The sequence below is a fragment of the Pseudomonas sp. Pseusp15 genome, from assembly GCF_059492165.1.
This window is the reverse complement of record NZ_CP168523.1, coordinates 3656012-3679300: the sequence shown is the minus strand read 5'-3', so window position 1 is coordinate 3679300 and position 23289 is coordinate 3656012. Positions and strand designations below refer to the sequence as shown.

The 23289-nt window shown below is 59.1% G+C and carries 26 protein-coding genes; 24 read left to right on the top strand and 2 right to left on the bottom strand.

All coding sequences use genetic code 11. The features are described 5' to 3' along the window. The first annotated feature begins 13 nt into the window (after positions 1-13). A complete protein-coding gene (sppA, locus tag ACEN8R_RS16710) occupies positions 14-1003 on the top strand; it encodes a signal peptide peptidase SppA (protein ID WP_018926224.1) in 990 nt (329 codons plus the stop codon). A 59-nt stretch (positions 1004-1062) separates the two neighbouring features. On the opposite strand, the gene ACEN8R_RS16705 is transcribed toward sppA, so the two are convergent. Beyond that, positions 1063-1641: a Maf family protein gene (locus tag ACEN8R_RS16705; protein WP_018926223.1), complete on the bottom strand. Its 579-nt coding sequence runs from the start codon at positions 1639-1641 to the stop codon at positions 1063-1065. A gap of 105 nt (positions 1642-1746) precedes the next feature. Between ACEN8R_RS16705 and ACEN8R_RS16700 the strand changes: the two genes are divergently transcribed. The 17 genes from ACEN8R_RS16700 (at position 1747) to ACEN8R_RS16620 (ending at position 15492) form a co-directional block, all read left to right on the top strand. Next, a complete protein-coding gene (locus tag ACEN8R_RS16700; protein ID WP_007942001.1) occupies positions 1747-2274 on the top strand; it encodes a YceD family protein in 528 nt (175 codons plus the stop codon). Positions 2275-2287: 13 nt separating this feature from the next. Continuing rightward, on the top strand, positions 2288-2470 hold the full coding sequence (gene rpmF / locus ACEN8R_RS16695; RefSeq protein WP_003179396.1) for a 50S ribosomal protein L32: 183 nt from the start codon (positions 2288-2290) through the stop codon (positions 2468-2470). A gap of 3 nt (positions 2471-2473) precedes the next feature. Continuing rightward, positions 2474-3484 carry a phosphate acyltransferase PlsX gene (gene plsX / locus ACEN8R_RS16690; protein WP_018926222.1) on the top strand — a complete coding sequence of 337 codons (1011 nt, stop codon included), beginning with the start codon at positions 2474-2476 and terminating at the stop codon, positions 3482-3484. Positions 3485-3609: 125 nt separating this feature from the next. Further along, positions 3610-4548, top strand: a complete 939-nt coding sequence (gene fabD, locus ACEN8R_RS16685) for an ACP S-malonyltransferase (RefSeq protein ID WP_026286430.1) — start codon at positions 3610-3612, stop codon at positions 4546-4548. 16 nt (positions 4549-4564) lie between these two features. Then, on the top strand, positions 4565-5308 hold the full coding sequence (fabG, locus tag ACEN8R_RS16680; RefSeq protein WP_018926220.1) for a 3-oxoacyl-ACP reductase FabG: 744 nt from the start codon (positions 4565-4567) through the stop codon (positions 5306-5308). A gap of 192 nt (positions 5309-5500) precedes the next feature. Beyond that, on the top strand, positions 5501-5737 hold the full coding sequence (gene acpP / locus ACEN8R_RS16675; RefSeq protein ID WP_003175607.1) for an acyl carrier protein: 237 nt from the start codon (positions 5501-5503) through the stop codon (positions 5735-5737). 109 nt (positions 5738-5846) lie between these two features. After that, entirely contained in the window at positions 5847-7091 is a 1245-nt protein-coding gene (fabF, locus tag ACEN8R_RS16670) for a beta-ketoacyl-ACP synthase II (RefSeq protein WP_026286429.1), read from the top strand. Beyond that, positions 7091-7906 carry an aminodeoxychorismate lyase gene (gene pabC / locus ACEN8R_RS16665; protein ID WP_018926218.1) on the top strand — a complete coding sequence of 272 codons (816 nt, stop codon included), beginning with the start codon at positions 7091-7093 and terminating at the stop codon, positions 7904-7906. The genes fabF and pabC overlap by 1 nt, the downstream gene beginning before the upstream one ends. 3 nt (positions 7907-7909) lie before the next feature. Continuing rightward, positions 7910-9100, top strand: a complete 1191-nt coding sequence (gene mltG, locus ACEN8R_RS16660; RefSeq protein ID WP_026286428.1) for an endolytic transglycosylase MltG — start codon at positions 7910-7912, stop codon at positions 9098-9100. Positions 9101-9119: 19 nt separating this feature from the next. Next, complete coding sequence (gene tmk, locus ACEN8R_RS16655; protein WP_018926216.1) at positions 9120-9752, top strand: dTMP kinase; 633 nt, start codon at positions 9120-9122, stop codon at positions 9750-9752. After that, positions 9745-10731: a DNA polymerase III subunit delta' gene (locus ACEN8R_RS16650; protein WP_018926215.1), complete on the top strand. Its 987-nt coding sequence runs from the start codon at positions 9745-9747 to the stop codon at positions 10729-10731. The genes tmk and ACEN8R_RS16650 overlap by 8 nt, the downstream gene beginning before the upstream one ends. Before the next feature lie 32 nt (positions 10732-10763). Beyond that, positions 10764-11120, top strand: coding sequence for a PilZ domain-containing protein (locus ACEN8R_RS16645; protein ID WP_018926214.1), 357 nt, complete (start codon positions 10764-10766; stop codon positions 11118-11120). 14 nt (positions 11121-11134) lie between these two features. Beyond that, the gene (locus ACEN8R_RS16640) at positions 11135-11926 is read left to right on the top strand and encodes a TatD family hydrolase (protein WP_018926213.1); all 792 of its coding nucleotides are present in this window, start codon (positions 11135-11137) and stop codon (positions 11924-11926) included. A 383-nt stretch (positions 11927-12309) separates the two neighbouring features. Beyond that, positions 12310-12948 carry a TetR/AcrR family transcriptional regulator gene (locus tag ACEN8R_RS16635; protein ID WP_007942012.1) on the top strand — a complete coding sequence of 213 codons (639 nt, stop codon included), beginning with the start codon at positions 12310-12312 and terminating at the stop codon, positions 12946-12948. Positions 12949-13094: 146 nt separating this feature from the next. Next, complete coding sequence (locus tag ACEN8R_RS16630; RefSeq protein ID WP_018926212.1) at positions 13095-14063, top strand: GTP 3',8-cyclase MoaA; 969 nt, start codon at positions 13095-13097, stop codon at positions 14061-14063. 246 nt (positions 14064-14309) lie between these two features. Further along, entirely contained in the window at positions 14310-14915 is a 606-nt protein-coding gene (locus tag ACEN8R_RS16625; protein ID WP_018926211.1) for a DUF4823 domain-containing protein, read from the top strand. Between the two features lie 16 nt (positions 14916-14931). Further along, entirely contained in the window at positions 14932-15492 is a 561-nt protein-coding gene (locus ACEN8R_RS16620; protein ID WP_018926210.1) for a DUF1285 domain-containing protein, read from the top strand. A 57-nt stretch (positions 15493-15549) separates the two neighbouring features. Here ACEN8R_RS16620 and ACEN8R_RS16615 read toward each other — a convergent pair whose 3' ends face one another. Then, on the bottom strand, positions 15550-16422 hold the full coding sequence (locus ACEN8R_RS16615) for an esterase/lipase family protein (RefSeq protein WP_019582740.1): 873 nt from the start codon (positions 16420-16422) through the stop codon (positions 15550-15552). A 243-nt stretch (positions 16423-16665) separates the two neighbouring features. Between ACEN8R_RS16615 and ACEN8R_RS16610 the strand changes: the two genes are divergently transcribed. The 6 genes from ACEN8R_RS16610 (at position 16666) to araH (ending at position 23113) form a co-directional block, all read left to right on the top strand. After that, positions 16666-17382, top strand: coding sequence for a FadR/GntR family transcriptional regulator (locus ACEN8R_RS16610; protein WP_018926208.1), 717 nt, complete (start codon positions 16666-16668; stop codon positions 17380-17382). A gap of 40 nt (positions 17383-17422) precedes the next feature. Then, complete coding sequence (locus tag ACEN8R_RS16605; RefSeq protein ID WP_018926207.1) at positions 17423-18298, top strand: SMP-30/gluconolactonase/LRE family protein; 876 nt, start codon at positions 17423-17425, stop codon at positions 18296-18298. A gap of 273 nt (positions 18299-18571) precedes the next feature. Beyond that, a complete protein-coding gene (locus ACEN8R_RS16600; protein ID WP_018926206.1) occupies positions 18572-19390 on the top strand; it encodes an SDR family oxidoreductase in 819 nt (272 codons plus the stop codon). Between the two features lie 130 nt (positions 19391-19520). After that, positions 19521-20525, top strand: a complete 1005-nt coding sequence (locus ACEN8R_RS16595; RefSeq protein ID WP_018926205.1) for a substrate-binding domain-containing protein — start codon at positions 19521-19523, stop codon at positions 20523-20525. Positions 20526-20590: 65 nt separating this feature from the next. Further along, positions 20591-22135, top strand: coding sequence for an L-arabinose ABC transporter ATP-binding protein AraG (gene araG / locus ACEN8R_RS16590; RefSeq protein WP_018926204.1), 1545 nt, complete (start codon positions 20591-20593; stop codon positions 22133-22135). Between the two features lie 9 nt (positions 22136-22144). Next, positions 22145-23113 (top strand): L-arabinose ABC transporter permease AraH, encoded by a 969-nt coding sequence (araH, locus tag ACEN8R_RS16585; protein WP_018926203.1) that lies wholly within the window; start codon positions 22145-22147, stop codon positions 23111-23113. Positions 23114-23289 lie beyond the last annotated feature (176 nt).

Below are 23289 nucleotides of genomic sequence, written 5' to 3'. Positions count from 1 at the left end.
AGGGGTAAATGTCATGACCGACGAATGGAAAGCACCCGCCAAGGCGAGCGCGGAGAGCGGTGACGAAAAAAGCTGGAAGCTGCTGGAAAAGACCCTGCTGGCCAGTGTGCAGGAGCATCGCCGATCCCGTCGCTGGGGGATTTTCTTCAAGCTGCTGACCTTTGCATATCTGTTGCTTGCGTTGTTCTTGTTCTCGCCGCTGATGGATATGGAAAAAAGCGCCACTCGCGGTTCCGCTTACACGGCGCTGATCGATATAACCGGCATGATCGCAGACAAAGAACCGGCGAGTGCCGATAATATCGTAGGCAGTCTGCGTAAAGCCTTCGAGGACAATAAGGTCAAGGGTGTGATCCTGCGGATCAACAGTCCGGGCGGCAGTCCGGTGCAGTCGGGTTATGTCTATGACGAGATTCGTCGTTTGCGCGGCTTGCATCCGGATACCAAGGTTTACGCGGTGATCTCGGATCTGGGAGCTTCCGGTGCCTATTACATTGCCAGTGCGGCAGATCAGATCTATGCCGACAAGGCGAGCCTGGTGGGTTCCATTGGTGTGACCGCGGCCGGTTACGGTTTTGTCGGCACCATGGAAAAATTGGGTGTCGAGCGTCGTACCTACACCTCTGGCGAGCACAAATCATTCCTCGATCCGTTCCAGCCGCAGAAGCCTGAAGAAACTCAGTTCTGGCAGGGTGTGCTCGACACCACTCATCAGCAGTTCATCAGTAGCGTCAAGAAGGGGCGTGGCGATCGTCTCAAGGACAAAGATCATCCGGAGCTGTTCTCCGGGCTGGTCTGGTCCGGTGAGCAGGCGCTGCCGCTGGGCTTGATTGATGGTCTGGGCAGTGCCAGTTCGGTGGCGCGTGACGTGATTGGCGAGAAAGAGCTGGTGGACTTCACTATCGAGGAGTCGCCGTTTGATCGCTTCTCGAAAAAGCTCGGTGCCAGCGTGGCTGAGCATTTGGCGATGTGGATGGGCTTCCAGGGGTCGGCGTTGCGCTGATCGTTGTCTGCATAAAAAACCGGCCTGTGTGGCCGGTTTTTTTGTGCGCGCGCAGCGGTTCAGGGTATTTGCACGCCTTCAGCCAGTAACATGTCAACCAGGCGAATCAGTGGCAGGCCGATCAGGCTGGTGGCGTCAGGGCCTTCGGTGCTTTGAAACAGGCTCACCCCTAATCCTTCAGCCTTGAAGCTGCCAGCGCAGTCGTAGGGCTGCTCGGCGTGCAGGTAGCGTTCGATGCGTGCTGCGTCGAGTGCGCGCATGTGCACGGTAAACGGCACGCAGTCGACCTGGCAGTGGCCGGTCTGGCTGTTGAGCAATGCCAGCCCGGTGAGGAATGTCACACTGGCACCGCTCGATGCGAGCAGTTGTTCGCGGGCCTTTTCGAAGCTGTGTGGCTTGCCGATAATTCGCTGGCCAAGTACCGCGACCTGGTCCGAGCCGATGATCAGGTGAGCAGGATGGCTGGCGGTAAGTGCCCGGGCTTTTTCTTCGGCGAGGCGCTTTACCAGTTCGATGGCTGACTCGTTCGGGCGATGGCTTTCGTCAATATCCGGCGAGCTGCAAGTAAACGGCAGCTGCAGGCGGGCCAGCAATTCCCGGCGATAAACCGAGCTTGAAGCGAGTAATAAAGGCAGCATGCGCATCTCCAAAGGGCAAGGGGCGAATTCTAACGCAGGCTCAAGTGGCGGACAGGGCTGAATTTCCTTTGACATGGCTGGGGGCATCCCTATAATGCTGCGCCTATGTTGAATGACCCGATTCCACCTCACGTTGACCCGCGCAAATTGGCTGACCGTGGCACCACCCTTCAAGGTGAAATGCTGCTGGCCGATTTGGAGAGACTCTGCGACCCGCTTTCCGACAATGTCGGTACGGTGCAGGCTAAATTCGTTTTTGAACGAGATGAACGTAAGTCTGTGGTAATCCACAGCTTTATCGACACCGAAGTCAAAATGGTTTGCCAGCGTTGTCTTGAGCTGGTCACCCTGCCGATCCATAGCGAATGCAGTTATGCTGTGGTGAAGGAGGGTGCGAATACCCAGTCGTTGCCGAAAGGTTATGACGTGCTGGAACTGGGCGAAGATCCATTGGATCTGCAGTCACTGATCGAGGAGGAGCTTCTGCTCGCCTTGCCCATTGTGCCTGCTCATCATCCGGAAGAATGCCAGCAGCCGGCGGGAGCAGATGAGCCCGAACCGAGCGAGGACGAGGTAACGCGGTCCAACCCGTTCAGTGTATTGGCGCAGTTAAAGCGTGACCCAAACGTTTAGGAGTTAATCAATTATGGCTGTTCAGCAGAACAAAAAATCCCGCTCTGCCCGTGACATGCGTCGTTCGCACGATGCTCTCGAGGCTAGCACCCTGTCTGTAGAAAAAACCACCGGTGAAGTTCACCTGCGTCACCACGTATCGCCAGAAGGCGTATACCGTGGCCGTAAAGTGATCGACAAGGGCGCTGACGAGTAATCCTTGTCCGCTCAAGTCATCGCGATTGACGCAATGGGCGGGGACTTCGGTCCCCGCAGCATTGTTCAGGCCAGCCTTGCTTGTCTGTCAGCTACGCCCTCGCTGCACCTGACCCTTGTCGGTCAACCCTCCCTACTTGAAGAACTGATCGCTGGCCAATCGGCAGCGGATCGCTCGCGCCTGTCGATTGTGCCGGCGTCCGAAGTCATCACCATGGACGAAAAGCCTGCCCAGGCCCTGCGCGGCAAGCCTGATTCGTCGATGCGCGTGGCGCTGGAGTTGTTGCGTGATGGCAAGGTCCAGGCGTGCGTCAGTGCCGGCAATACCGGTGCGCTGATGGCGTTGTCGCGGTTTGTGCTCAAAACCTTGCCGGGGATCGATCGGCCGGCCATGGTCGCCGCCATTCCGACCGAGAAAGGTTTCTGCCAGTTGCTCGATCTGGGCGCCAATGTCGATTGCAGTGCCGAGCATCTGTTGCAGTTTGCGGTGATGGGGTCTGTGGCGGCGCAAGCCCTGGGCGTCGTTCGTCCACGGGTCGCGTTGCTGAACATCGGCACCGAAGACATCAAGGGTAATCAGCAAGTCAAGCTGGCGGCGACCCTGCTGCAAAATGCGCGTGGCCTGAACTACATCGGGTTTGTCGAGGGCGACGGTTTGTACCGTGGCGAGGCGGATGTGGTGGTGTGTGACGGCTTTGTCGGCAATATCCTGCTCAAATCCAGCGAAGGCCTGGCGACCATGATCGCCGGGCGCATCGAGGCCCAGTTCAAGAAAAATTTCGCGTCGAAACTGGTAGGCGCACTGGCGCTGCCGCTGATGAAGCGCTTGCAGGCCGAGCTGGCGCCGGCACGCCATAACGGCGCAAGTTTTCTCGGTTTGCAGGGAATTGTCGTGAAAAGTCATGGTTCGGCGGGGGTTCAGGGCTTCCAGAGTGCGATTCAGCGCGCCTTGATCGAGATCCAGGAAAACTTGCCGGAACGTCTTCATGGGCGCCTGGAAGATTTGTTGCCTTAGGCGTTTTCGTCAGACAATGCTTAAATGTGACCGCTCAGTTCAATGAGCCATCCAACTGTCAGTTTCTTGCGTTCCCCTGGCGGGACGTCAATTCTCCGACGACAAGATCATTAGGGGCTTGTTACATGTCTGCTTCCCTCGCATTCGTCTTTCCAGGACAGGGTTCGCAGTCCCTCGGCATGCTGGCCGAGTTGGGCGCGCAACACCCAGTGGTCCTTGAAACATTCAAAGAAGCTTCCGATGCTCTGGGTTACGACCTGTGGGCGCTGACCCAGCAAGGGCCGGAAGAACTACTCAATCAAACCGATAAAACCCAACCGGCCATTCTGACTGCCTCGATCGCCTTGTGGCGTCTGTGGCTGGCTGAAGGCGGCGCGCGTCCGGCTTACGTTGCCGGTCACAGCCTGGGTGAATACAGCGCCCTGGTGGCTGCGGGCAGCCTGAGCCTGGGCGCCGCGGTGAAGCTGGTAGAGCGTCGCGGTCAATTGATGCAGGAGGCCGTTCCGGCCGGGCAGGGCGGCATGGCCGCTATCCTCGGTCTGGACGATGCTGATGTGCTGGCAGCCTGCGCCGAAGCGGCGCAAGGTGAAGTGGTCAGCGCAGTCAACTTCAACTCGCCGGGCCAGGTAGTGATTGCCGGCGCCAAGGCTGCGGTCGAACGCGCCATCGAAGGCTGCAAGGCGCGTGGTGCCAAGCGCGCCATGCCGTTGCCGGTCAGCGTGCCGTCCCACTGCGAGTTGATGCGTCCGGCCGCCGAGCGATTCGCTGAGTCGATCGCAGCGATCGACTGGCAGGCGCCGCAGATTCCGGTAGTGCAGAACGTCAGTGCCGACGTACCAGCCGATCTGGAAACCCTCAAGCGCGATCTGCTTGAGCAGCTTTACAAGCCTGTGCGCTGGGTCGAATCGGTCCAGGCGCTGGCTGCCAAGGGTGCAACCCAACTGGTCGAGTGCGGTCCGGGCAAGGTCCTGGCCGGTCTGAACAAACGTTGCGCTGAAGGCGTGTCGACCTCTAACCTCAATACCCCAGATGCTTTCGCTGCCGCCCGTGCAGCGCTGGTCTGATCAAGGAGAAGCTTGCATGAGTCTGCAAGGTAAAGTTGCACTGGTCACCGGTGCCAGCCGTGGTATCGGCCAGGCTATTGCTCTGGAGCTGGGTCGTCAGGGTGCCATCGTTGTTGGCACAGCGACCTCCGCAACGGGTGCCGAGCGTATCGCCGCCACTCTGAAAGAAAACGGTATTCAGGGTACTGGCCTGGAACTCAATGTCACCAGCGACGAGTCCGTAGCGGCCGTGCTGGCGAGCATTCAGGAACAGTTCGGTGCGCCGGCGATCCTGGTCAATAATGCCGGTATCACCCGCGATAACCTGATGATGCGCATGAAAGATGACGAATGGCATGACGTTGTCGACACCAACTTGAACAGTCTGTTCCGCCTGTCCAAGGGCGTTTTGCGCGGTATGACCAAAGCCCGTTGGGGACGAATTATCAGTATTGGCTCGGTTGTGGGTGCCATGGGCAACGCAGGCCAAGTAAACTACGCAGCCGCCAAGGCCGGTCTGGAAGGTTTCAGCCGTGCGCTGGCGCGTGAAGTCGGTTCGCGTTCGATTACGGTAAACTCGGTGGCCCCAGGGTTCATCGACACCGATATGACCCGCGAACTGCCCGATGCGCAGCGTGAAGCCTTGCAGACGCAAATTCCGCTGGGTCGTCTGGGGCAAGCTCAAGAGATCGCATCTGTGGTCGCTTTTCTTGCGTCCGACGGTGCGGCTTACGTTACTGGGGCTACAATCCCGGTGAACGGCGGGATGTACATGAGTTAAATGTGACGGATTGCTTCAAAAAAATGTCATACGAGCTGTCTAAAATCCGTTATAAAGCTGCAATCTATTTTATCGGCAGAGGGCCGCAGGGTTTGAGGAGTGAAGCTTTCAGTTGAAAAACTGAAAAGTCTTTCTATACACTTACCCACTGGCCAGCTGCCTGAATTTGTCCATTAGGAGTGAAAACAAGGTATGAGCACCATCGAAGAGCGCGTCAAGAAAATCGTTGCTGAGCAACTGGGCGTTAAAGAAGAAGAAGTGGTCAACACCGCTTCCTTCGTTGAAGACCTGGGTGCCGACTCCCTTGACACCGTTGAGCTGGTGATGGCTCTGGAAGAGGAATTCGAGACCGAAATCCCTGACGAAGAAGCTGAAAAGATCACTACTGTACAAGCAGCAATCGACTACGTTACCAGCCATCAGGCGTAATAGTTTTTAGTCGTCGCTCGCTGTCATGGAAAAACCGCACTGCCATCATGGCGTGCGGTTTTTTCTTTAGGCCTTGTGCGAAGTCGTCATTTGAAAAAAGGAGAGTGCTGTGTCGCGTAGACGCGTCGTAGTCACCGGTATGGGTATGTTGTCGCCACTGGGCACGGATGTGCCGAGCAGCTGGCAGGGCATTCTGGCTGGCCGCAGTGGCATTGGTCTGATCGAACACACCGACCTTTCTGCCTATTCCACCCGCTTTGGCGGCTCGGTAAAGGGCTTCAATGTCGAGGAATACTTGTCGGTCAAGGAAGCCCGCAAACTCGACCTGTTCATTCAATACGGTCTGGCTGCAGGTTTTCAAGCCGTGCGTAACGCAGGTCTTGAGGTTACCGATGCCAATCGCGAGCGTATCGGCGTGGCCATGGGGTCGGGTATTGGCGGTCTGACCAATATCGAAGACACCAGCCGCACACTGCATGATTCCGGCCCACGGCGGATTTCTCCGTTTTTCGTGCCTGGCTCGATCATCAATATGATTTCCGGTTTCCTGTCCATTCACTTGGGTGCACAGGGACCTAACTACGCCATCGCCACGGCGTGTACCACCGGTACGCACTGCATTGGCATGGCGGCACGTAACATCATGTACGACGAAGCCGACGTAATGATCGCCGGTGGCGCCGAGATGGCTGCATGTGGTCTGGGCATGGGCGGCTTTGGTGCCTCCCGCGCACTGTCGACCCGCAACGACGAGCCGGCCCGTGCCAGCCGTCCATGGGACAAGGGTCGTGATGGCTTCGTGCTGTCCGACGGTGCCGGCGCACTGGTTCTCGAAGAGCTGGAGCACGCCAAGGCCCGTGGCGCGACCATTTACGCCGAGCTGATCGGTTTCGGCACCAGTGGCGATGCCTACCACATGACCTCGCCACCGGCCGATGGCGCGGGTGCTGCGCGTTGCATCACCAATGCCTTGCGCGATGCGAAGATCAATGGTGATCAGGTGCAGTACATCAATGCCCATGGCACCTCGACCTCGGCTGGCGACCTCGCCGAAGCCTGTGCAATCAAATCGGTGTTCGGCGATCACGCCTACAAGCTGGCCGTCAGTTCGACCAAGTCCATGACCGGTCACCTGCTGGGTGCCGCAGGGGCGGTCGAGGCGATTTTCAGCGTGCTGGCAATCAACAGTCAGGTAGCCCCGCCGACCATCAACCTCGATGAGCCGGACGAAGGCTGCGACCTCGACTTCGTACCCCACACCGCGCGCGGCATGGATATCGACGTGGTGCTGTCCAACTCCTTCGGATTTGGCGGTACCAATGGCTCGCTGGTGTTCCGCCGGTTCGCTGACTGATGGACAGCTGGGTCGACGGTCAACCGGCTGACGCTTTGTCGCTGAAAGATCGCGGCCTGGCTTACGGCGATGGTCTGTTCGAGACCATCGCCGTCAAGGGCGGGCAGCCGTTGTTGCTGGATCGACATTTGTCGCGTCTGGCCGAGGGCTGTTCGCGCCTGGCGATTGCCGCCGATCATGAGCTGATCCGCGCGGAGCTGCTGGCCTATGCCGCCGCACTGGGCGAGGGCGTGCTCAAACTCATCCTCACCCGCGGCGACAGCCTGCGCGGTTACGCCCCCGATCCCTCGGCCCTGGCCCGGCGCATTCTGCAAGGCAATCCTCCTGCTGCCTATCCGGCTGTGCATGCGAAGCAGGGCGTGCGCCTGTTCCCTTGCACAACACGGCTTTCCAAGCAGCCATTGCTTGCCGGTCTCAAGCACCTGAATCGTCTGGAGCAGGTTATCGCCCGTTCCGAATGGCAGGACACCGAGCATGCTGAAGGCTTGATGCTGGATCAGGTCGGGCGGGTGATCGAAGGTGTGTTCAGTAATCTGTTCCTGGTGCGCGATGGCGTGCTGGTGACCGCCGATCTCAAACGTTGTGGCGTGGCAGGCGTGATGCGTGCCGAATTATTGTTTCAAGCCGAGTCATTGGGGATTCCCACACAAATCATCGACATTACCCTCGAACAGCTGCAATGGGCTGATGAGGTCTTTGTCTGCAACAGCGTTTATGGCGTTTGGCCGGTGCGCGCCTATGCCGCACTGAGCTGGCCGGTTGGGCCGCTCACCCGTAAACTCCAAACCATTGCCCGTGCGCTACTGGATGCCTGATTCGTGAGACGTAAATTATTGCTGCTGCTGGAAACCGGACTGGTTCTGGCGGGGCTGTTGGCGGGCGCTTGCGCCTGGAAAATCCATTCGGCGCTGGAACAGCCGCTGAACATCGCCCAGGAACAGCTGTTGGAAGTGCCCAAAGGCACTACGCCGAACCGCACTTTCATTCGACTTGAAGCCGATGGCGTCATCAAGGACGCTTTCTGGCTGCGTGTGTACTGGCGCTTCAACCTGGCGGGCCAACCGCTGCACAGTGGCGAATACCGTATGGTTCCCGGCATGACAGTCGAAGGGCTGATCGACCTGTGGAAGCGCGGGGAAATGGTTCAGTACAGCCTGACGCTGGTCGAAGGCTGGAATTTCCATCAGGTCCGCGCAGCCCTGGCCAAGGATGAAAAGCTCGAACAGACCCTCAACGGTTTGAGCGACAGCCAGGTGATGGACAAGCTCGGGCACGGCGGGATTTTCCCCGAAGGGCGCTTCTTCCCCGACACGTACCGTTTCGTGCGTGGCATGACTGACGTCGATCTGCTCAAGAAGGCTTACGACCGCCTCGACGAAGTCCTCGCCAAGGAATGGAGCCAGCGTGCTGCCGACGTGCCCTATACCGAACCCTATCAGGCGCTGATCATGGCCTCGCTGGTGGAAAAGGAAACCGGCGTGCCGCAGGAGCGCGGGCAAATCGCCGGCGTGTTCGTGCGGCGCATGGAGATGGGCATGTTGCTGCAGACCGATCCGACGGTGATCTACGGCTTGGGCGATCGCTATAACGGCAAGTTGACCCGCGCCCATCTCAAGGAGCCGACGCCGTATAACACTTACCTGATCGCTGGCCTGCCGCCGACACCGATTGCGATGGTCGGCCGCGAGGCGATCCATGCGGCGTTGAATCCGGCGGACGGCAACAGCCTGTATTTTGTTGCGCGCGGTGATGGCAGCCACGTGTTCTCCGATGATCTGGACGCCCATAACAATGCGGTGCGGGAGTTCCAGCTCAATCGCCGGGCCGATTACCGTTCCAGCCCGGCACCGACTACCACGCCGCTGACGGAAGATGCCCAGGCGCCAACCCCGGCGGCTTCGCCTGATACGGCAGCCGAAGACGTGCCACAAGTAGCGCCGCAAAACTCTGCACAAGAGCCTGCGCCAGCACCCGAGCGGGATGCTCCGGCGCCGCAAAGCCCGCAATGACTCTGATTAAGGACTGCCTGTGACTGGCTTGTTTATTACCCTGGAAGGCCCGGAAGGTGCCGGCAAGAGCACCAATCGCGAATACCTGGCCGAGCGTCTGCGCGCCGCCGGGATCGAGGTGGTGTTGACCCGGGAGCCGGGTGGCACGCCCCTGGCCGAGCGGATCCGCGACGTGTTGTTGGCGCCGGTCGATGAGGTCATGAACCCTGACACCGAGCTGCTGTTGGTGTTCGCTGCGCGAGCCCAGCACCTGGCCGAGGTGATCCGCCCGGCGCTGGTCCGTGGTGCGGTGGTTCTGTGTGATCGTTTTACCGATTCGACCTATGCCTACCAGGGCGGTGGCCGCGGTTTGTCGCTGGAGCGCATCGCGACCCTCGAAACATTCGTCCAGGGCGATCTGCGCCCGGACTTGACGCTGATCTTCGATCTGCCGGTGGAAGTGGGCCTGGCCCGCGCCAGCGCCCGCGGTCGCCTGGACCGTTTCGAGCTTGAAGGCCGCACGTTCTTCGATGCCGTGCGCAGTGCCTTCCTCGAGCGTGCCAAAGCGGATCCTGCGCGTTATGTCCTGGTGGATGCCGCTCAACCGCTGGCGCAGGTTCAGCAGTCTCTGGATGTCTTGCTGCCACGTCTGCTGGAGTTGACCCGTGGCTGAAGCCTATCCGTGGCAGGACAGTCTCTGGCAGCAATTGGCCGGTCGTGCCCAGCACGCCCATGCCTATCTGCTGCATGGCCCGGCCGGGATCGGCAAGCGTGCGCTGGCCGAGCGGTTGATGGCCAGTTTGTTGTGCCAGCGTCCGACCGCCCAGGGCGCCTGCGGTGAATGCAAATCCTGCCTTCTGCTCAAGGCCGGTAGTCATCCCGACAACTACGTCCTGGAACCGGAAGAGGCAGACAAGGCGATCAAGGTCGATCAGGTACGTGACCTGGTCAGCTTCGTGGTTCAGACTTCGCAGATGGGCGGTCGCAAAGTGGTGCTGATCGAGCCGGTCGAGTCGATGAACATCAACGCCGCCAACGCCTTGCTAAAAAGCCTTGAAGAGCCGTCCGGCGACACCGTATTGCTGCTCGTCAGCCACCAGACCAGTCGTCTGCTGCCGACCATCAAGAGCCGTTGCGTACAGCAGGCCTGTCCTTTGCCGAGCGAAGCCATGAGTCTGGCGTGGCTGGCCAAGACGTTGCCGGACTGCTCGGAAGACGAGCGCATTGAACTGCTGACCCTTGCTGCCGGTTCGCCATTGGCCGCGGTCAAATTGCAGGCCCAGGGCGTGCGCGAGCAGCGGGCGCTGGTGGTCGAGGGCGTGAAGAAGTTGCTCAAGCAGCAGCAATCGCCGACGCAACTGGCCGAGGAATGGAAAACCATTCCCATGTTGCTGCTGTTCGACTGGTTCTGCGACTGGTCGAGCCTGATCCTGCGTTATCAGTTGACTCAGGATGAAGCGGGGCTGGGGCTGGCGGACATGCGCAAGGTCATTCAATACCTGGCGCAGAAAGCCGCTCAGGATAAAGTCCTGAATATTCAGGACTGGATTCTAGCCCAGCGGCAGAAAGTGATGAGCAAGGCCAACCTCAATCCGGCGCTGTTGCTGGAGGCGCTGTTGGTGCAATGGGTATCCTTGCCTGCCCAGAGGTGACTAGACTCTGATCATCAGAAATGGAGGTCAGCATGAATGAACCCATCAGTCCGGGGCCGCGCAATGGCATTTTGTCCTTGACCATCAAGGACAGGTCGGTGCTCTATGCGGCCTACATGCCATTCATCAAGAACGGTGGCCTGTTTATCCCGACCAACAAGAGCTACAAGTTGGGCGATGAGGTCTTCATGCTGCTGCACCTGATGGACGAACCGGAAAAGATCCCGGTCGCCGGCAGGGTCACCTGGATTACCCCCAAAGGTGCCCAGGGCAACCGCGCCGCTGGAGTCGGCGTGCAATTCAACGAAGGCGATAACACCGCGCGCAGTCGAATCGAAACCCATCTGGCCGGAGCCCTGAAGTCCGACCGTCCCACTCATACGATGTAAGTTGCAGCCCTTTTATGCTTGTAGATTCCCATTGCCACCTTGATCGCCTCGACCTCACCGCCCACGACGGCTCCCTGGATGCCGCGCTAGACGCAGCTCGTCAGAGGGGAGTAGGGCACTTTCTGTGCATTGGCGTCAGCGCCGATAACGCCGCCGATGTCAAAGCCCTGGCCGAACGCTACGACGACGTCGATTGTTCAGTCGGTGTGCATCCGCTGGACGTGCAGCCCGGTGCCGCTCCTGCGCTGGATTGGCTGTTGCGCGAACTCAATCATCCGCGGGTGGTGGCGATCGGGGAAACCGGCCTGGATTACCACTACGAACCGGAAGCGGCAGAGTTGCAGCAGGAGTCGTTCCGCCTGCACCTGCAAGCGGCGCAACAGACCGGCAAGCCGGTAATCATTCATACCCGGGGCGCCCGGGCCGACACCCTCGAACTGCTGCGTGAGGCGGCGCTGCCTCAAGCAGGCGTTCTGCATTGCTTCACCGAAGACTGGGAGATGGCCAAGGCCGCGCTGGATATGGGTTATTACATTTCCCTGTCCGGTATTGTCACTTTTCGCAATGCCGATGCCTTGCGCGATGTGGCCAGCAAAGTGCCGGCCGACCGCTTGCTGGTGGAAACCGACTCGCCGTACCTGGCGCCGATCCCGTATCGCGGCAAACCGAACCTGCCGCAGTACGTGCGTGAGGTAGCGGAATTTCTGGCAATGTTACGAGGCGAGCCCTACGAGCGATTTGCCGAGCAGACTACCGAGAATTTCAAGCGGTTATTTCCGTTGGCGCACGTCAGGGCATCGGCGTAACGTTGGAAAAAGTCGCAACCTGTGGCGGGCTTTGCTCCCAAATTGCAGGCAAAAAAAACCCGGGTTCTGGGGGGTGAATCCGGGTTAAGACCATTAGGAGTAAAACAAAGGCACGCAATCCTTTGGTACCTTCATCGGCGCGACACTTGGGGGAGATGCCTCGCCGACAGTTGAAGTATTGATCAGTATCGCGCCGAGTCCAGTTTGGTTGGTCGGGTTTTTAAACAAATTTGGAATACGTGCGCTTCGGTTGAGTTCTCATCAACCGGCGAGGTCGCGTGAATTCATCAAGAAACACATATATGGTCGGATGATCCGTGCATTTTGGCGTAAGTTAGGCATAATACGCGGCTTCGAATTTTGACCCCTACAGACCTTTTCTTATGCATAAAGAACCTCGTAAGGTCCGTGAGTTTCGTCGCCGCGAGCAAGAAATTCTCGATACCGCGCTCAAGCTGTTCCTCGAACAAGGTGAAGACAGTGTCACCGTCGAGATGATTGCTGATGCCGTAGGTATCGGCAAAGGCACGATCTACAAGCACTTCAAATCCAAGGCGGAGATCTACCTGCGCCTGATGCTCGACTACGAGCGTGATTTGAACGAGCTGTTGCATTCCGCCGATGTCGATAAGGACAAGGAAGCCCTGTCCCGGGCCTACTTCGAATTCCGCATGCGCGATCCGCAACGCTATCGGTTGTTCGATCGCCTGGAAGAAAAGGTGGTCAAGGGCAACCAGGTACCGGAGATGGTCGAGGAACTGCACAAGATCCGCGCCTCGAACTTCGAACGCCTGACCCTGCTGATCAAGGGCCGGATCAGCGAAGGCAAGCTCGAAGACGTGCCGCCTTACTTCCATTACTGCGCAGCCTGGGCGCTGGTGCATGGCGCCGTGGCGCTGTATCACTCGCCGTTCTGGAGCAATGTGCTGGAAGATCAGGAAGGTTTCTTCCAGTTCCTGATGGACATCGGCGTGCGCATGGGCAACAAGCGCAAGCGCGATACCGACACTCCGAGCAGCTGAGCCATCCAGTTGTCTAATTGCGCCATGAGCCATGATTTAGCTACGTGGCACAGTACCGCAGGAATATACTCAGGCATAGGGCTTGCTAAAACTTGATTTGTGAGTCAAGTTTTGCGCGTTCGAATCTTCTTTCGCCGGAGTGATCCATGATCGTTGACCGTCAAGGCAGGCGTTTTCGCAATTTGCGGATCAGTCTGACCTCCGCCTGCAACTACGCCTGTACCTACTGCGTGCCCAACGGCAAACGGCTGGTGGCTGCGCAGGATGAGTTGTCGGCCGAGGCGATGGCACGCGGCGTGGCTTATCTGATCGAAGCAGCCGGCATCGAGCGTCTGCGCATTACCGGTGGCGAGCCACTGGTCAGCCCCAAGCTCGAAGCCTTCATGACCGCCGTCGGGCAGATGGGGCTGGCGGACATCAGCCTGACCACCAATGGCCAGCTGTTGGCGAAGAAGCTGCCGCTGCTGGTGGATGCCGGCATTCGGCGCATCAACGTTTCCCTCGATACCCTGGACGCCGGGGCTTTCCGCAGCATTGCCCGCGGCGGCGATCTGGCGACCGTGCTCGACGGCATGGCCCAGGCCGCGGCAGCCGGCATGAAGATCAAGGTCAATATGGTGCCGCTGCGTGGGCAAAACCTCGATCAGGTGATGCCATTGCTCGATTACTGCCTGGAACGCGGCTACGAGCTGCGCTTCATCGAGTTGATGCGCATGGGGCACTTGGCCAGTGATTCCAACGCCTTCCTGCAACAGTTCGTCAGCCTTCAGCAATTGCTGAGCCTGATCGGCGAACACTACGAATACCTGCAGGCCGACGCGCCGGTCGATGCCACGGCGGTGCGCTACGAGATTCCGGGACAGGGCCACTTCGGCGTGATCGCCAACGAAAGCGTGCCGTTCTGCCGCACCTGCTCGCGTCTGCGCTTGTCGTCCACTGGCTGGCTGCATGGCTGCCTGTCGTCGAGCAATCGCCACTATGTCGGCGATCTGCTGGACAAACCCCGTCATCAGGCATTGCCGGCCTTGCAGCGACTGCTGGTGAAGGCTCTGGGGGACAAGCAGGAAGTGGCGTTCTCCGGTGGCGCGACCATCATGAAAATCATCGGCGGCTGACCGGGTCTTGCGGTGAAGGGCGCTTGCTGTGGCGAGGGAGCTTGCTCCCGCTGGGGCGCGAAGCGGCCCTAAAATTACCAAACGCTCCGCATTCCCTGGAACTTACGACTGCTGCGCAGCCGAACGGGAGCAAGCTCCCTCGCCACAGGTCTGTTCAGACTGAAAATGCACATGACCTGAGCTGGCGCGGAAGCTGCATCCCTCGGCCATTCGCCGGTTTTCCGTCACCGGCTTCTGGAGGGAAGGATGCGTAGCCTGGTTTTGCTGCTGGCCGTTTTGGCGCTTGGCGGCTGCATGAATGTCAGCGATATGGCCGAAGGAACTCGCTACCACATGAGCGACGCGGGGCTGCTGGACCACAGCGACAGCCGTCGCGTGAATAACATCCGCATTCAGCCAGATTCGTTCATCTACATCGCCCAGGGCGCCTTCGCGCCACCGGGCATTGCTTCTCCGCGACCTAACGTGGTGGCCGAAGAAGCCTTCAACGGCTTTATCGAATATTTCCCGATGGTCCGCCGCGCCCGCGCGCCGGAAGGCCTCGACGCCGCCATGGGAGAAGCCCGTGCCGCCGGTGCTCACTACCTGCTCTATACACGTTTTGCCAAGGCCGACGACCGCATCGGCAACGCGGACGATTTGATCGACCAGGAGCGCTCGGATCGCCTCGGGATCGACAGTGGCGTCATTCAGATCATGTTGATCGAGACCAGCACCCAGTATTTGATCGATACTGCACGTATCAAGAGTCGTGGCGGTTTACTGACGTTCTACGATAACAGGCCAGAAGATCTTCTGGGCCCGCCGCTGGAGCAATACGCTCGTAGCCTGTTGGGGCTCAGCGATCAGTAATTAAAAGGAGAACGCCATGAGTGGCCCGCAAAAAGCCAATGACCTGTTGGGACAAATCCCCAAAACCAAAGGTTTGCCACCGGTCCACTTGTGGAACCCCGACTTCTGCGGCGACATCGACATGCGCATCTCCCGCGACGGCACCTGGTATTACCTGGGCACGCCGATCGGGCGCAAGCCGATGGTCAAGCTGTTCTCCACCATCATTCGCCGCGACGGCGATGATTACTTTCTGATTACTCCAGTCGAAAAGGTCGGCATCAAGGTCGACGACGCACCGTTCGTGGCGATAGCCGTGGAAGTCGAAGGCGAGGGTGAGGGCCAGGTCTTGCGCTTTACCACCAACGTCGATGAAACCACCGACGCCGGTGTCGAGCACCCAATGCGCGTGGTGATCGACCCGGTGACTCAGGAACCCGCGCCGTACGTGCATGTGCGCAGCAACCTTGAAGCGCTGATTCACCGCAATGTGTTCTACCAATTGGTAGAGCTGGCCGTGAGCCGTGAGATTGACGGGCAGAGCTGGCTCGGTGTCTGGAGCGGTGGCGAGTTTTTCCCGATCGGACTTGAGCCGTAACGGGCTGAGCGCTGGAAACGAAACGGCCCGTTATTGCAACGGGCCTTTTTTATGGGCTTACAAACCCTTGCTCTTGAGCCGGGCGGCATGTTCTAGGTAGAGCATCACCGGGCTCACGTTCCAACTGTTGATCCCGGCCATCTGGTTGACTGCATCAAAGTGGTCCATGGGGTAATCCGAGCGGATCACTTTGCCCAAATGAGAGCTGTAGCGGCCGACCAGCCCATCATTGGCGTGCTTCTCTTTATAAAATAGCTGCGACAGCACTTTACAGTTCAAATGGGTCGGGTCGAGGAGTTGCAGGCTTTGAAAGTTCTGCACGATCCCGCTCCAGGAGTAGTAATACACGCCGTTCTCAACTTCGTTGCCTTCCCCGCCCCAAACCTTTGGCAGCCCTTGCGGGTACTTGCGATTGAAGGCGGCCAGGCCTGCGCTGGTCAGCGATTCGAACGCCGCTTGAGGGTCGATGGGGTTTTCCGGATGGCCACTGATCAACGAAATGAAGGTGCCGACTGCGCCTAACAGGGCTAATACCAAGGCTTCGGGTAATTCTCCGGGTGTCAGTGCCTTGTGCAGTTGGTCGGCAATCTCGGAGCCGTGGTTAGGGCAACTGACCGAGGTGACCGACGCAACCTTTTCCGGGTACAGGGCTGCGACGTAGCGTGCGGCCAGCGGACCTTGGCTATGGCCGATCAGATTGACCTTGGCGGCGCCCGTTTCCCGCAAAATACGGTCGACGTGTTCGAGCAGTTTTTCACCGCGTTCCTCATTGCCGTTGACGGTTGGAATATTCACGGCAAACACCTGGGCACCAGCACGTTCCAAGGCTTCCTCGATTTCGAAGAAGTACGGATAGCCGGCGATTCTGTCAAAGCCGAAAAGACCGTGAACCAACACAATGGGGTATTTCGTAGACGCATCCATGTCCATGTTCATACCTGGCAATAGCGGATTTTAGTGAAACAGCCTGATCTGTTGCGGGCTAACCGTAGTTTACAAAATGGGTGGGTTCAAAGCGCCGGGGGAGTAATCGGACGAACAGTCATGCCTGTGTTGGCAAGAACTCCAGAAAAATCCAATTGACACCCAATCATATGATGATTAGCGTGGGCATCCATTGAGAACGGCTTTCGTGTCGTTTCATTTTTATTTTCACCGGGCGGTGAGGTACCCATGTCCAGCAGTTTTCACGCGTCGACGGTTGATTGGCTGGGGTGCTGGATTGCCGCTGGCCAGGTGAAGCCCGGTCAGACCATCAAGGTTGAAGCCGACTTGGGCGAGCAGCTTGGGGTCAGCCGTACGGTCATCCGCGAAGCGATCAAAACCCTGGTCGCCAAAGGCATGCTCGAAGTCGGGCCGAAGGTCGGCACGCGGGTGTTGCCGGTACGGCGCTGGAACCTCTTCGATCCACAAGTCGTCGGCTGGCTGTCGCGCAGCGGTTTGCCGGAAAACTTCGTCGACGACTTGCTTGACCTGCGTCGTACCATCGAACCGATGGCGGTGCGTTGGGCCTGCGAGCGCGCGACGGTGGAACAAGTGCAAGCCGTGCTTCAGGCCTACAACGCGCTGGAACGAGCCGTAGACAGCGGCATCGATTACAACCGCGCCGACCAGTTCTTCCACGAGTGCATCCTCGCCGCCAGCCACAATCAATTTATCGAACAAATGGTCCCGGCCCTCGGCGCGCTGCTGGCGGTGTCGTTCGAAGTGTCTGCCGCCGACCCGGACGAACTGCGCCGAACCTTGCCGATTCACAAAGACATGGCCGACGCCATCGCCGCCCGGGATGCTGCGCGGGGTGTGTGGGCCTGCATGACCCTGATCGATAACGCCGACCTGGCGATTAAACGGTTTTACCCCCAAGTCATGGCCGACAAGAAGGCAAGCTGACCAGGCTCGCTCCCACATAAAAGCATAAAAAGGAGGTTTCATGACGTGGACTGCGGTTACCGAACACCGTGCGCGACTCGGTGAAGGTCCGTTCTGGGATGCACCGACCCAGGCGCTGTACTGGGTCGATATCGCCGGCCAGCAGGCGCTGCGATTGATCGGCGCCAATGTGGAAATCTGGCAGATGCCGGAACACGTGTCCGCATTCATCCCCTGCGAAAGTGGCGATGCCCTGGTGACATTGAGCAGTGGGGTTTATCGGCTGGACCTGAACTCTCCCGGCCTGGAGCCTCGGCTGACCTTGCTCTGTGTGGCCGATCCGCAACCCGGCAATCGCGCCAACGAAGCCCGCTGCGATGCCTTGGGCCGGCTCTGGCTGGGCACCATGCAAAACAACATCGGCGAGCAGGGCGAAGATTTGCCGATCGTGCGCCGCTCCGGTGGCCTGTTTCGCATCGACCGCGATGCTCGGGTCACGCCGCTGCTTCGAGGGCTCGGCATCCCCAACACATTGCTATGGAGCGACGACGGCACAACCCTGTATTTCGCCGACAGCCTCGACGGTACGTTGTACCAACATTTCATCCATACCGACGGCAACCTCGACACCGCCTGCGTCTGGTTTGGCCCCCACGAACGGGGTGGCCCCGACGGCTCGGCGATGGATGCCGAGGGCTATATCTGGAACGCCCGCTGGGACGGCAGTTGCTTGCTCAGGCTGAGCCCGGACGGTCATGTCGATCGGGTGATCGAACTGCCTGTCAGTCGCCCCACCAGTTGCGTGTTTGGTGGCGAAGACTTCAAAACCTTGTACATCACCAGTGCGGCGAGCCCGCTCAACCATCCATTGGATGGTGCGGTGTTGTCGGTTCGAGTCGATGTGCCCGGAAAGCCCTGTCAGAGATTTGCAGGCTAAATCCCAAAATATGGGATGCAAAATTATATATTGAGATTTGTTGGTGGCCGGGTTTATAGTCGGCCCCATCAGTTACACGCACTCACACTTAAAAAAACAAAACAGGTGAAGTGATGCAGCGATATTCCACCGTCCTCCCTTGGGTCGACAGTGCTTCAGGCCGCCCCGGCGCCCGGGCGTTTGCACGCCTGCCTGCCTATTCCCAAAAGCCTTTTGACCGGACATCGACAGATGTCCGGTTTTCGTCGTGCCCTCGAACAGGAGTGTTGATCCATGGCTGAACCCCTTTCCTTGCCACCGGTGCCCGAACCGCCGAAGGGTGAGCGCCTGAAAAACAAGGTCGTGCTGTTGACCGGCGCCGCTCAGGGGATCGGCGAAGCGATTGTCGCGACCTTTGCGTCCCAGCAAGCCAAGCTGGTCATCAGCGATATCCAGGCCGAGAAAGTCGAAAAAGTCGCGGCGCATTGGCGTGAACAAGGCGCGGATGTCGTGGCGATCAAGGCCGACGTATCGCGCCAGCAAGACCTGCACGCCATGGCCAAGTTGGCCATTGAGCTTCACGGTCGCATCGACGTGCTGGTCAACTGCGCCGGGGTCAACGTGTTCCGTGATCCGCTGCAAATGACCGAGGACGACTGGCATCGTTGCTTCGCCATCGACCTGGACGGCGCCTGGTATGGCTGCAAAGCCGTGCTGCCGCAGATGATCGAGCAGGGCATCGGCAGCATCATCAACATCGCCTCGACCCATTCCACTCACATCATTCCCGGCTGCTTCCCGTACCCGGTGGCCAAGCATGGCTTACTCGGGCTGACCCGCGCCTTGGGCATCGAATACGCACCCAAGGGCATTCGCGTCAACGCCATCGCACCGGGCTATATCGAAACCCAACTGAACGTCGACTACTGGAACGGCTTTGCCGACCCTCATGCCGAACGTCAACGGGCCTTCGACTTGCATCCACCGCGCCGCATCGGTCAGCCAATCGAAGTGGCGATGACTGCCGTGTTCCTGGCCAGCGATGAGGCGCCATTCATCAACGCTTCGTGCATCACCATCGATGGTGGTCGTTCGGTCATGTACCACGACTGAATAACTTGGGTTTCAGGCGCAAAACTACGCCTGAAATACAATCATCATACGATATGACTATTGGCTACATGCTTCGACCGCTGTATTGGCTTTCAACTAACGCTCAAAAAAAATAACAAGGAGTCAGCTTATGAAACGTCGTCGTGGGATCCGTTCCCTGTGCTGTGCCGCTTTGGCGGTCACCGCGGTCAGCCTGAGCAGTACGTTGCTGGCGGCCGAGGAAGTGAAGATCGGTTTTCTGGTCAAGCAGGCCGAAGAGCCCTGGTTCCAGACCGAGTGGGCCTTCGCTGAAAAGGCCGCCAAGGACAAGGGCTTCACCGTCATCAAGATCGCTGTGCCTGATGGCGAGAAAACCCTTTCGGCCATCGACAGCCTGGCGGCGAACGGCGCCAAGGGCTTCGTGATCTGCCCGCCGGACGTCTCCCTCGGCCCGGCGATCATGGCCAAGGCCAAGCTCAACGGTTTGAAAGTGATCGCTGTCGATGACCGTTTCGTCGATGCCGGCGGCAAGTTCATGGAGGACGTGCCATACCTCGGCATGGCAGCTTTCGAAGTTGGCCAGAAGCAGGGTGCCGCCATGGCCGCCGAAGCGAAAAAGCGCGGCTGGGACTGGAAACAAACCTATGCGGTGATCAACACCTTCAACGAACTCGATACCGGCAAGAAACGCACCGACGGTTCGGTTAAAGCCCTGGAAGACGCCGGGATGCCGAAAGACCACATTCTGTTCTCGGCCCTGAAAACCCTCGACGTACCTGGCAGCATGGACGCCACCAACTCGGCGCTGGTGAAGCTCCCGAGCGGGGCGAAAAACCTGATCATCGGCGGGATGAACGACAACACCGTGCTGGGCGGCGTGCGCGCCACCGAAAGCGCCGGTTTTGCCGCCGCCAACGTAATCGGTATCGGCATCAACGGCACCGATGCCATCGGCGAACTGAAGAAAGCCAACAGCGGCTTCTTCGGCTCGATGCTGCCGAGCCCGCACATCGAGGGCTACAACACCGCCAGCATGATGCACGAGTGGGTCACCACCGGCAAAGAACCGCCGAAATACACCGCCATGGACGACGTGACGCTGATCACGCGCGACAACTTCAAGCAGGAACTGGAAAAGATCGGCCTGTGGAATTGAGGGTCGGTTGATTTCATTGGCGGCCCCGGCGACGGGGCCGCCTGATCGGTGTGATGAGGTGGGTTATGCACGCACACGTACAAACAGATGAACAGCGCATTGGCGGCAGCCTGCGCTTCAACGGGATCGGCAAAACCTTTCCCGGGGTGAAGGCGCTGGACGGCATCAGCTTCGTCGCGCATCCGGGGCAGGTTCATGCCTTGATGGGCGAGAACGGCGCCGGTAAATCCACACTGCTGAAGATCCTCGGCGGTGCTTACACGCCGAGCAGCGGCGACCTGCGGATCGGCGAGCAGACGAGGGTCTTCAAATCCACTGCCGACAGCATTGGCAGCGGGGTTGCGGTGATCCATCAGGAGCTGCACCTGGTGCCGGAAATGACCGTGGCCGAGAACCTGTTTCTTGGGCATCTGCCGGCAAGTTTCGGCCTGATCAATCGCAGCGTTTTGCGGCAACAGGCACTGGCCTGCCTCAAAGGCCTGGCCGATGAAATCGATCCACAAGAGAAAGTCGGGCGCTTGTCCCTCGGTCAGCGGCAACTGGTGGAAATCGCCAAGGCGCTGTCCCGTGGTGCGCATGTGATTGCGTTCGACGAACCCACCAGCAGCCTGTCGGCGCGGGAAATCGATCGCTTGATGGCAATCATCGGGCGCCTGCGCGACGAAGGCAAAGTGGTGCTCTACGTGTCCCATCGCATGGAAGAAGTGTTCCGTATCTGCAATGCGGTGACGGTGTTCAAGGACGGTCGCTTCGTGCGCACCTTCGAGGACATGAACGCGCTGACCCATGACCAGTTGGTGACGTGCATGGTCGGTCGCGACATTCAGGATATCTACGATTACCGCAGCCGCCCGCGTGGCGCGGTGGCGCTCAAGGTTGACGGTTTGCTGGGGCCGGGTTTGCGTGAACCGGTGAGTTTCGAGGTGCACAAGGGCGAGATTCTGGGTCTGTTCGGCTTGGTTGGCGCGGGCCGCACCGAGCTGTTTCGCATGCTCAGCGGACTTACCCGCAACACGGCCGGACGCCTGGAGTTGCGTGGACATGAACTGAAACTGCGTTCACCGCGCGATGCCATTGCGGCGGGGATTCTGCTGTGCCCCGAGGACCGCAAGAAGGAGGGCATCCTGCCGCTCGCCAGTGTCGCCGAGAACATCAACATCAGTGCTCGTGGTGCTCATTCCACCTTCGGTTGCCTGTTGCGCGGGCTGTGGGAAAAGGGCAACGCCGACAAGCAGATCAAGGCGCTGAAGGTGAAGACGCCCAACGCGGCGCAGAAAATCATGTACCTGTCCGGCGGCAATCAGCAGAAGGCGATTCTCGGTCGCTGGCTGTCGATGCCGATGAAAGTCCTGCTGCTCGATGAGCCTACACGCGGCATCGACATCGGCGCCAAAGCCGAGATCTACCAGATCATCCACAACCTGGCCGCCAGCGGTATAGCCGTGATTGTGGTGTCCAGCGACCTGATGGAAGTCATGGGCATTTCTGACCGCATCCTGGTGCTCTGCGAAGGCACGATGCGCGGCGAACTGACCCGCGAACACGCCAATGAATCCAACCTGCTGCAACTGGCTTTGCCACGCCAACGCGCTGCCGACGTGGCGAACTGAGAGGTGACTATGACCATCCAAAACAACGCTCTGCCAACCCCGCGCAAACCGCTGGACCTGCGACGCTTTCTCGATGACTGGGTAATGCTGCTGGCGGCCGTCGGGATCTTCGTGCTCTGCACCTTGCTGATCGACAACTTCCTGTCGCCGCTGAACATGCGGGGTCTGGGTCTGGCGATTTCCACCACCGGAATTGCCGCCTGCACCATGTTGTATTGCCTGGCGTCGGGGCACTTCGACTTGTCGGTGGGCTCGGTGATTGCCTGCGCCGGCGTGGTCGCGGCGGTGGTGATGCGCGACACCAACAGCGTGTTCCTCGGCGTCAGTGCGGCGCTGGTGATGGGGCTGATTGTCGGGCTGATCAACGGGATCGTGATCGCCAAGCTGCGGGTCAATGCGTTGATCACCACGCTGGCGACCATGCAGATTGTTCGTGGCCTGGCTTACATCTTTGCCAACGGCAAAGCGGTGGGCGTGTCCCAGGAGTCGTTTTTCGTCTTCGGTAATGGCCAGTTGTTCGGTGTGCCGGTGCCGATTCTGATCACCATCGTTTGCTTCCTGTTTTTCGGCTGGCTGCTGAATTACACCACCTACGGGCGCAACACCATGGCCATCGGTGGCAACCAGGAAGCGGCGTTGCTGGCTGGGGTAAACGTTGACCGAACCAAGATCATCATCTTCGCCGTGCACGGGGTGATTGGTGCATTGGCCGGGGTGATTCTGGCGTCGCGCATGACCTCGGGTCAGCCGATGATTGGCCAGGGTTTCGAGCTGACAGTGATCTCGGCCTGCGTGTTGGGCGGGGTGTCGCTGAGCGGCGGGATCGGGATGATTCGGCATGTGATTGCCGGGGTGCTGATTCTGGCGATCATCGAGAATGCGATGAACCTGAAGAACATCGATACCTTCTATCAGTACGTGATTCGCGGTTCGATCCTGTTGCTGGCGGTTGTGATCGACCGACTGAAACAACGCTGATTTTCCCGGGGGAGCGGGATGCCCGGCACATGGATACTGGATGTGCCGACGCCTTCGCGGGCAAGCCTCGCTCCTACAGTACCGTGCAGATCCCCCTGTAGGAGCGAGGCTTGCCCGCGAAAGCGGTCTGTCTGTCACACAATCCAGCCACAAAATATCCCTTGCTCGCCCTAATC

Excerpts from the sequence above, each read along its gene's own strand:
- sppA (WP_018926224.1), top strand. The coding sequence starts at position 14 with ATGACCGACGAATGGAAAGCACCCGCCAAGGCGAGCGCGGAGAGCGGT.
- ACEN8R_RS16705 (WP_018926223.1), bottom strand. The coding sequence starts at position 1,641 with ATGCTGCCTTTATTACTCGCTTCAAGCTCGGTTTATCGCCGGGAATTG.
- ACEN8R_RS16700 (WP_007942001.1), top strand. The coding sequence starts at position 1,747 with ATGTTGAATGACCCGATTCCACCTCACGTTGACCCGCGCAAATTGGCT.
- rpmF (WP_003179396.1), top strand. The coding sequence starts at position 2,288 with ATGGCTGTTCAGCAGAACAAAAAATCCCGCTCTGCCCGTGACATGCGT.
- fabD (WP_026286430.1), top strand. The coding sequence starts at position 3,610 with ATGTCTGCTTCCCTCGCATTCGTCTTTCCAGGACAGGGTTCGCAGTCC.
- fabG (WP_018926220.1), top strand. The coding sequence starts at position 4,565 with ATGAGTCTGCAAGGTAAAGTTGCACTGGTCACCGGTGCCAGCCGTGGT.
- acpP (WP_003175607.1), top strand. The coding sequence starts at position 5,501 with ATGAGCACCATCGAAGAGCGCGTCAAGAAAATCGTTGCTGAGCAACTG.
- pabC (WP_018926218.1), top strand. The coding sequence starts at position 7,091 with ATGGACAGCTGGGTCGACGGTCAACCGGCTGACGCTTTGTCGCTGAAA.
- ACEN8R_RS16645 (WP_018926214.1), top strand. The coding sequence starts at position 10,764 with ATGAATGAACCCATCAGTCCGGGGCCGCGCAATGGCATTTTGTCCTTG.
- ACEN8R_RS16640 (WP_018926213.1), top strand. The coding sequence starts at position 11,135 with ATGCTTGTAGATTCCCATTGCCACCTTGATCGCCTCGACCTCACCGCC.
- ACEN8R_RS16635 (WP_007942012.1), top strand. The coding sequence starts at position 12,310 with ATGCATAAAGAACCTCGTAAGGTCCGTGAGTTTCGTCGCCGCGAGCAA.
- ACEN8R_RS16630 (WP_018926212.1), top strand. The coding sequence starts at position 13,095 with ATGATCGTTGACCGTCAAGGCAGGCGTTTTCGCAATTTGCGGATCAGT.
- ACEN8R_RS16625 (WP_018926211.1), top strand. The coding sequence starts at position 14,310 with ATGCGTAGCCTGGTTTTGCTGCTGGCCGTTTTGGCGCTTGGCGGCTGC.
- ACEN8R_RS16620 (WP_018926210.1), top strand. The coding sequence starts at position 14,932 with ATGAGTGGCCCGCAAAAAGCCAATGACCTGTTGGGACAAATCCCCAAA.
- ACEN8R_RS16615 (WP_019582740.1), bottom strand. The coding sequence starts at position 16,422 with ATGGACATGGATGCGTCTACGAAATACCCCATTGTGTTGGTTCACGGT.
- ACEN8R_RS16610 (WP_018926208.1), top strand. The coding sequence starts at position 16,666 with ATGTCCAGCAGTTTTCACGCGTCGACGGTTGATTGGCTGGGGTGCTGG.
- ACEN8R_RS16605 (WP_018926207.1), top strand. The coding sequence starts at position 17,423 with ATGACGTGGACTGCGGTTACCGAACACCGTGCGCGACTCGGTGAAGGT.
- ACEN8R_RS16600 (WP_018926206.1), top strand. The coding sequence starts at position 18,572 with ATGGCTGAACCCCTTTCCTTGCCACCGGTGCCCGAACCGCCGAAGGGT.
- ACEN8R_RS16595 (WP_018926205.1), top strand. The coding sequence starts at position 19,521 with ATGAAACGTCGTCGTGGGATCCGTTCCCTGTGCTGTGCCGCTTTGGCG.
- araG (WP_018926204.1), top strand. The coding sequence starts at position 20,591 with ATGCACGCACACGTACAAACAGATGAACAGCGCATTGGCGGCAGCCTG.
- araH (WP_018926203.1), top strand. The coding sequence starts at position 22,145 with ATGACCATCCAAAACAACGCTCTGCCAACCCCGCGCAAACCGCTGGAC.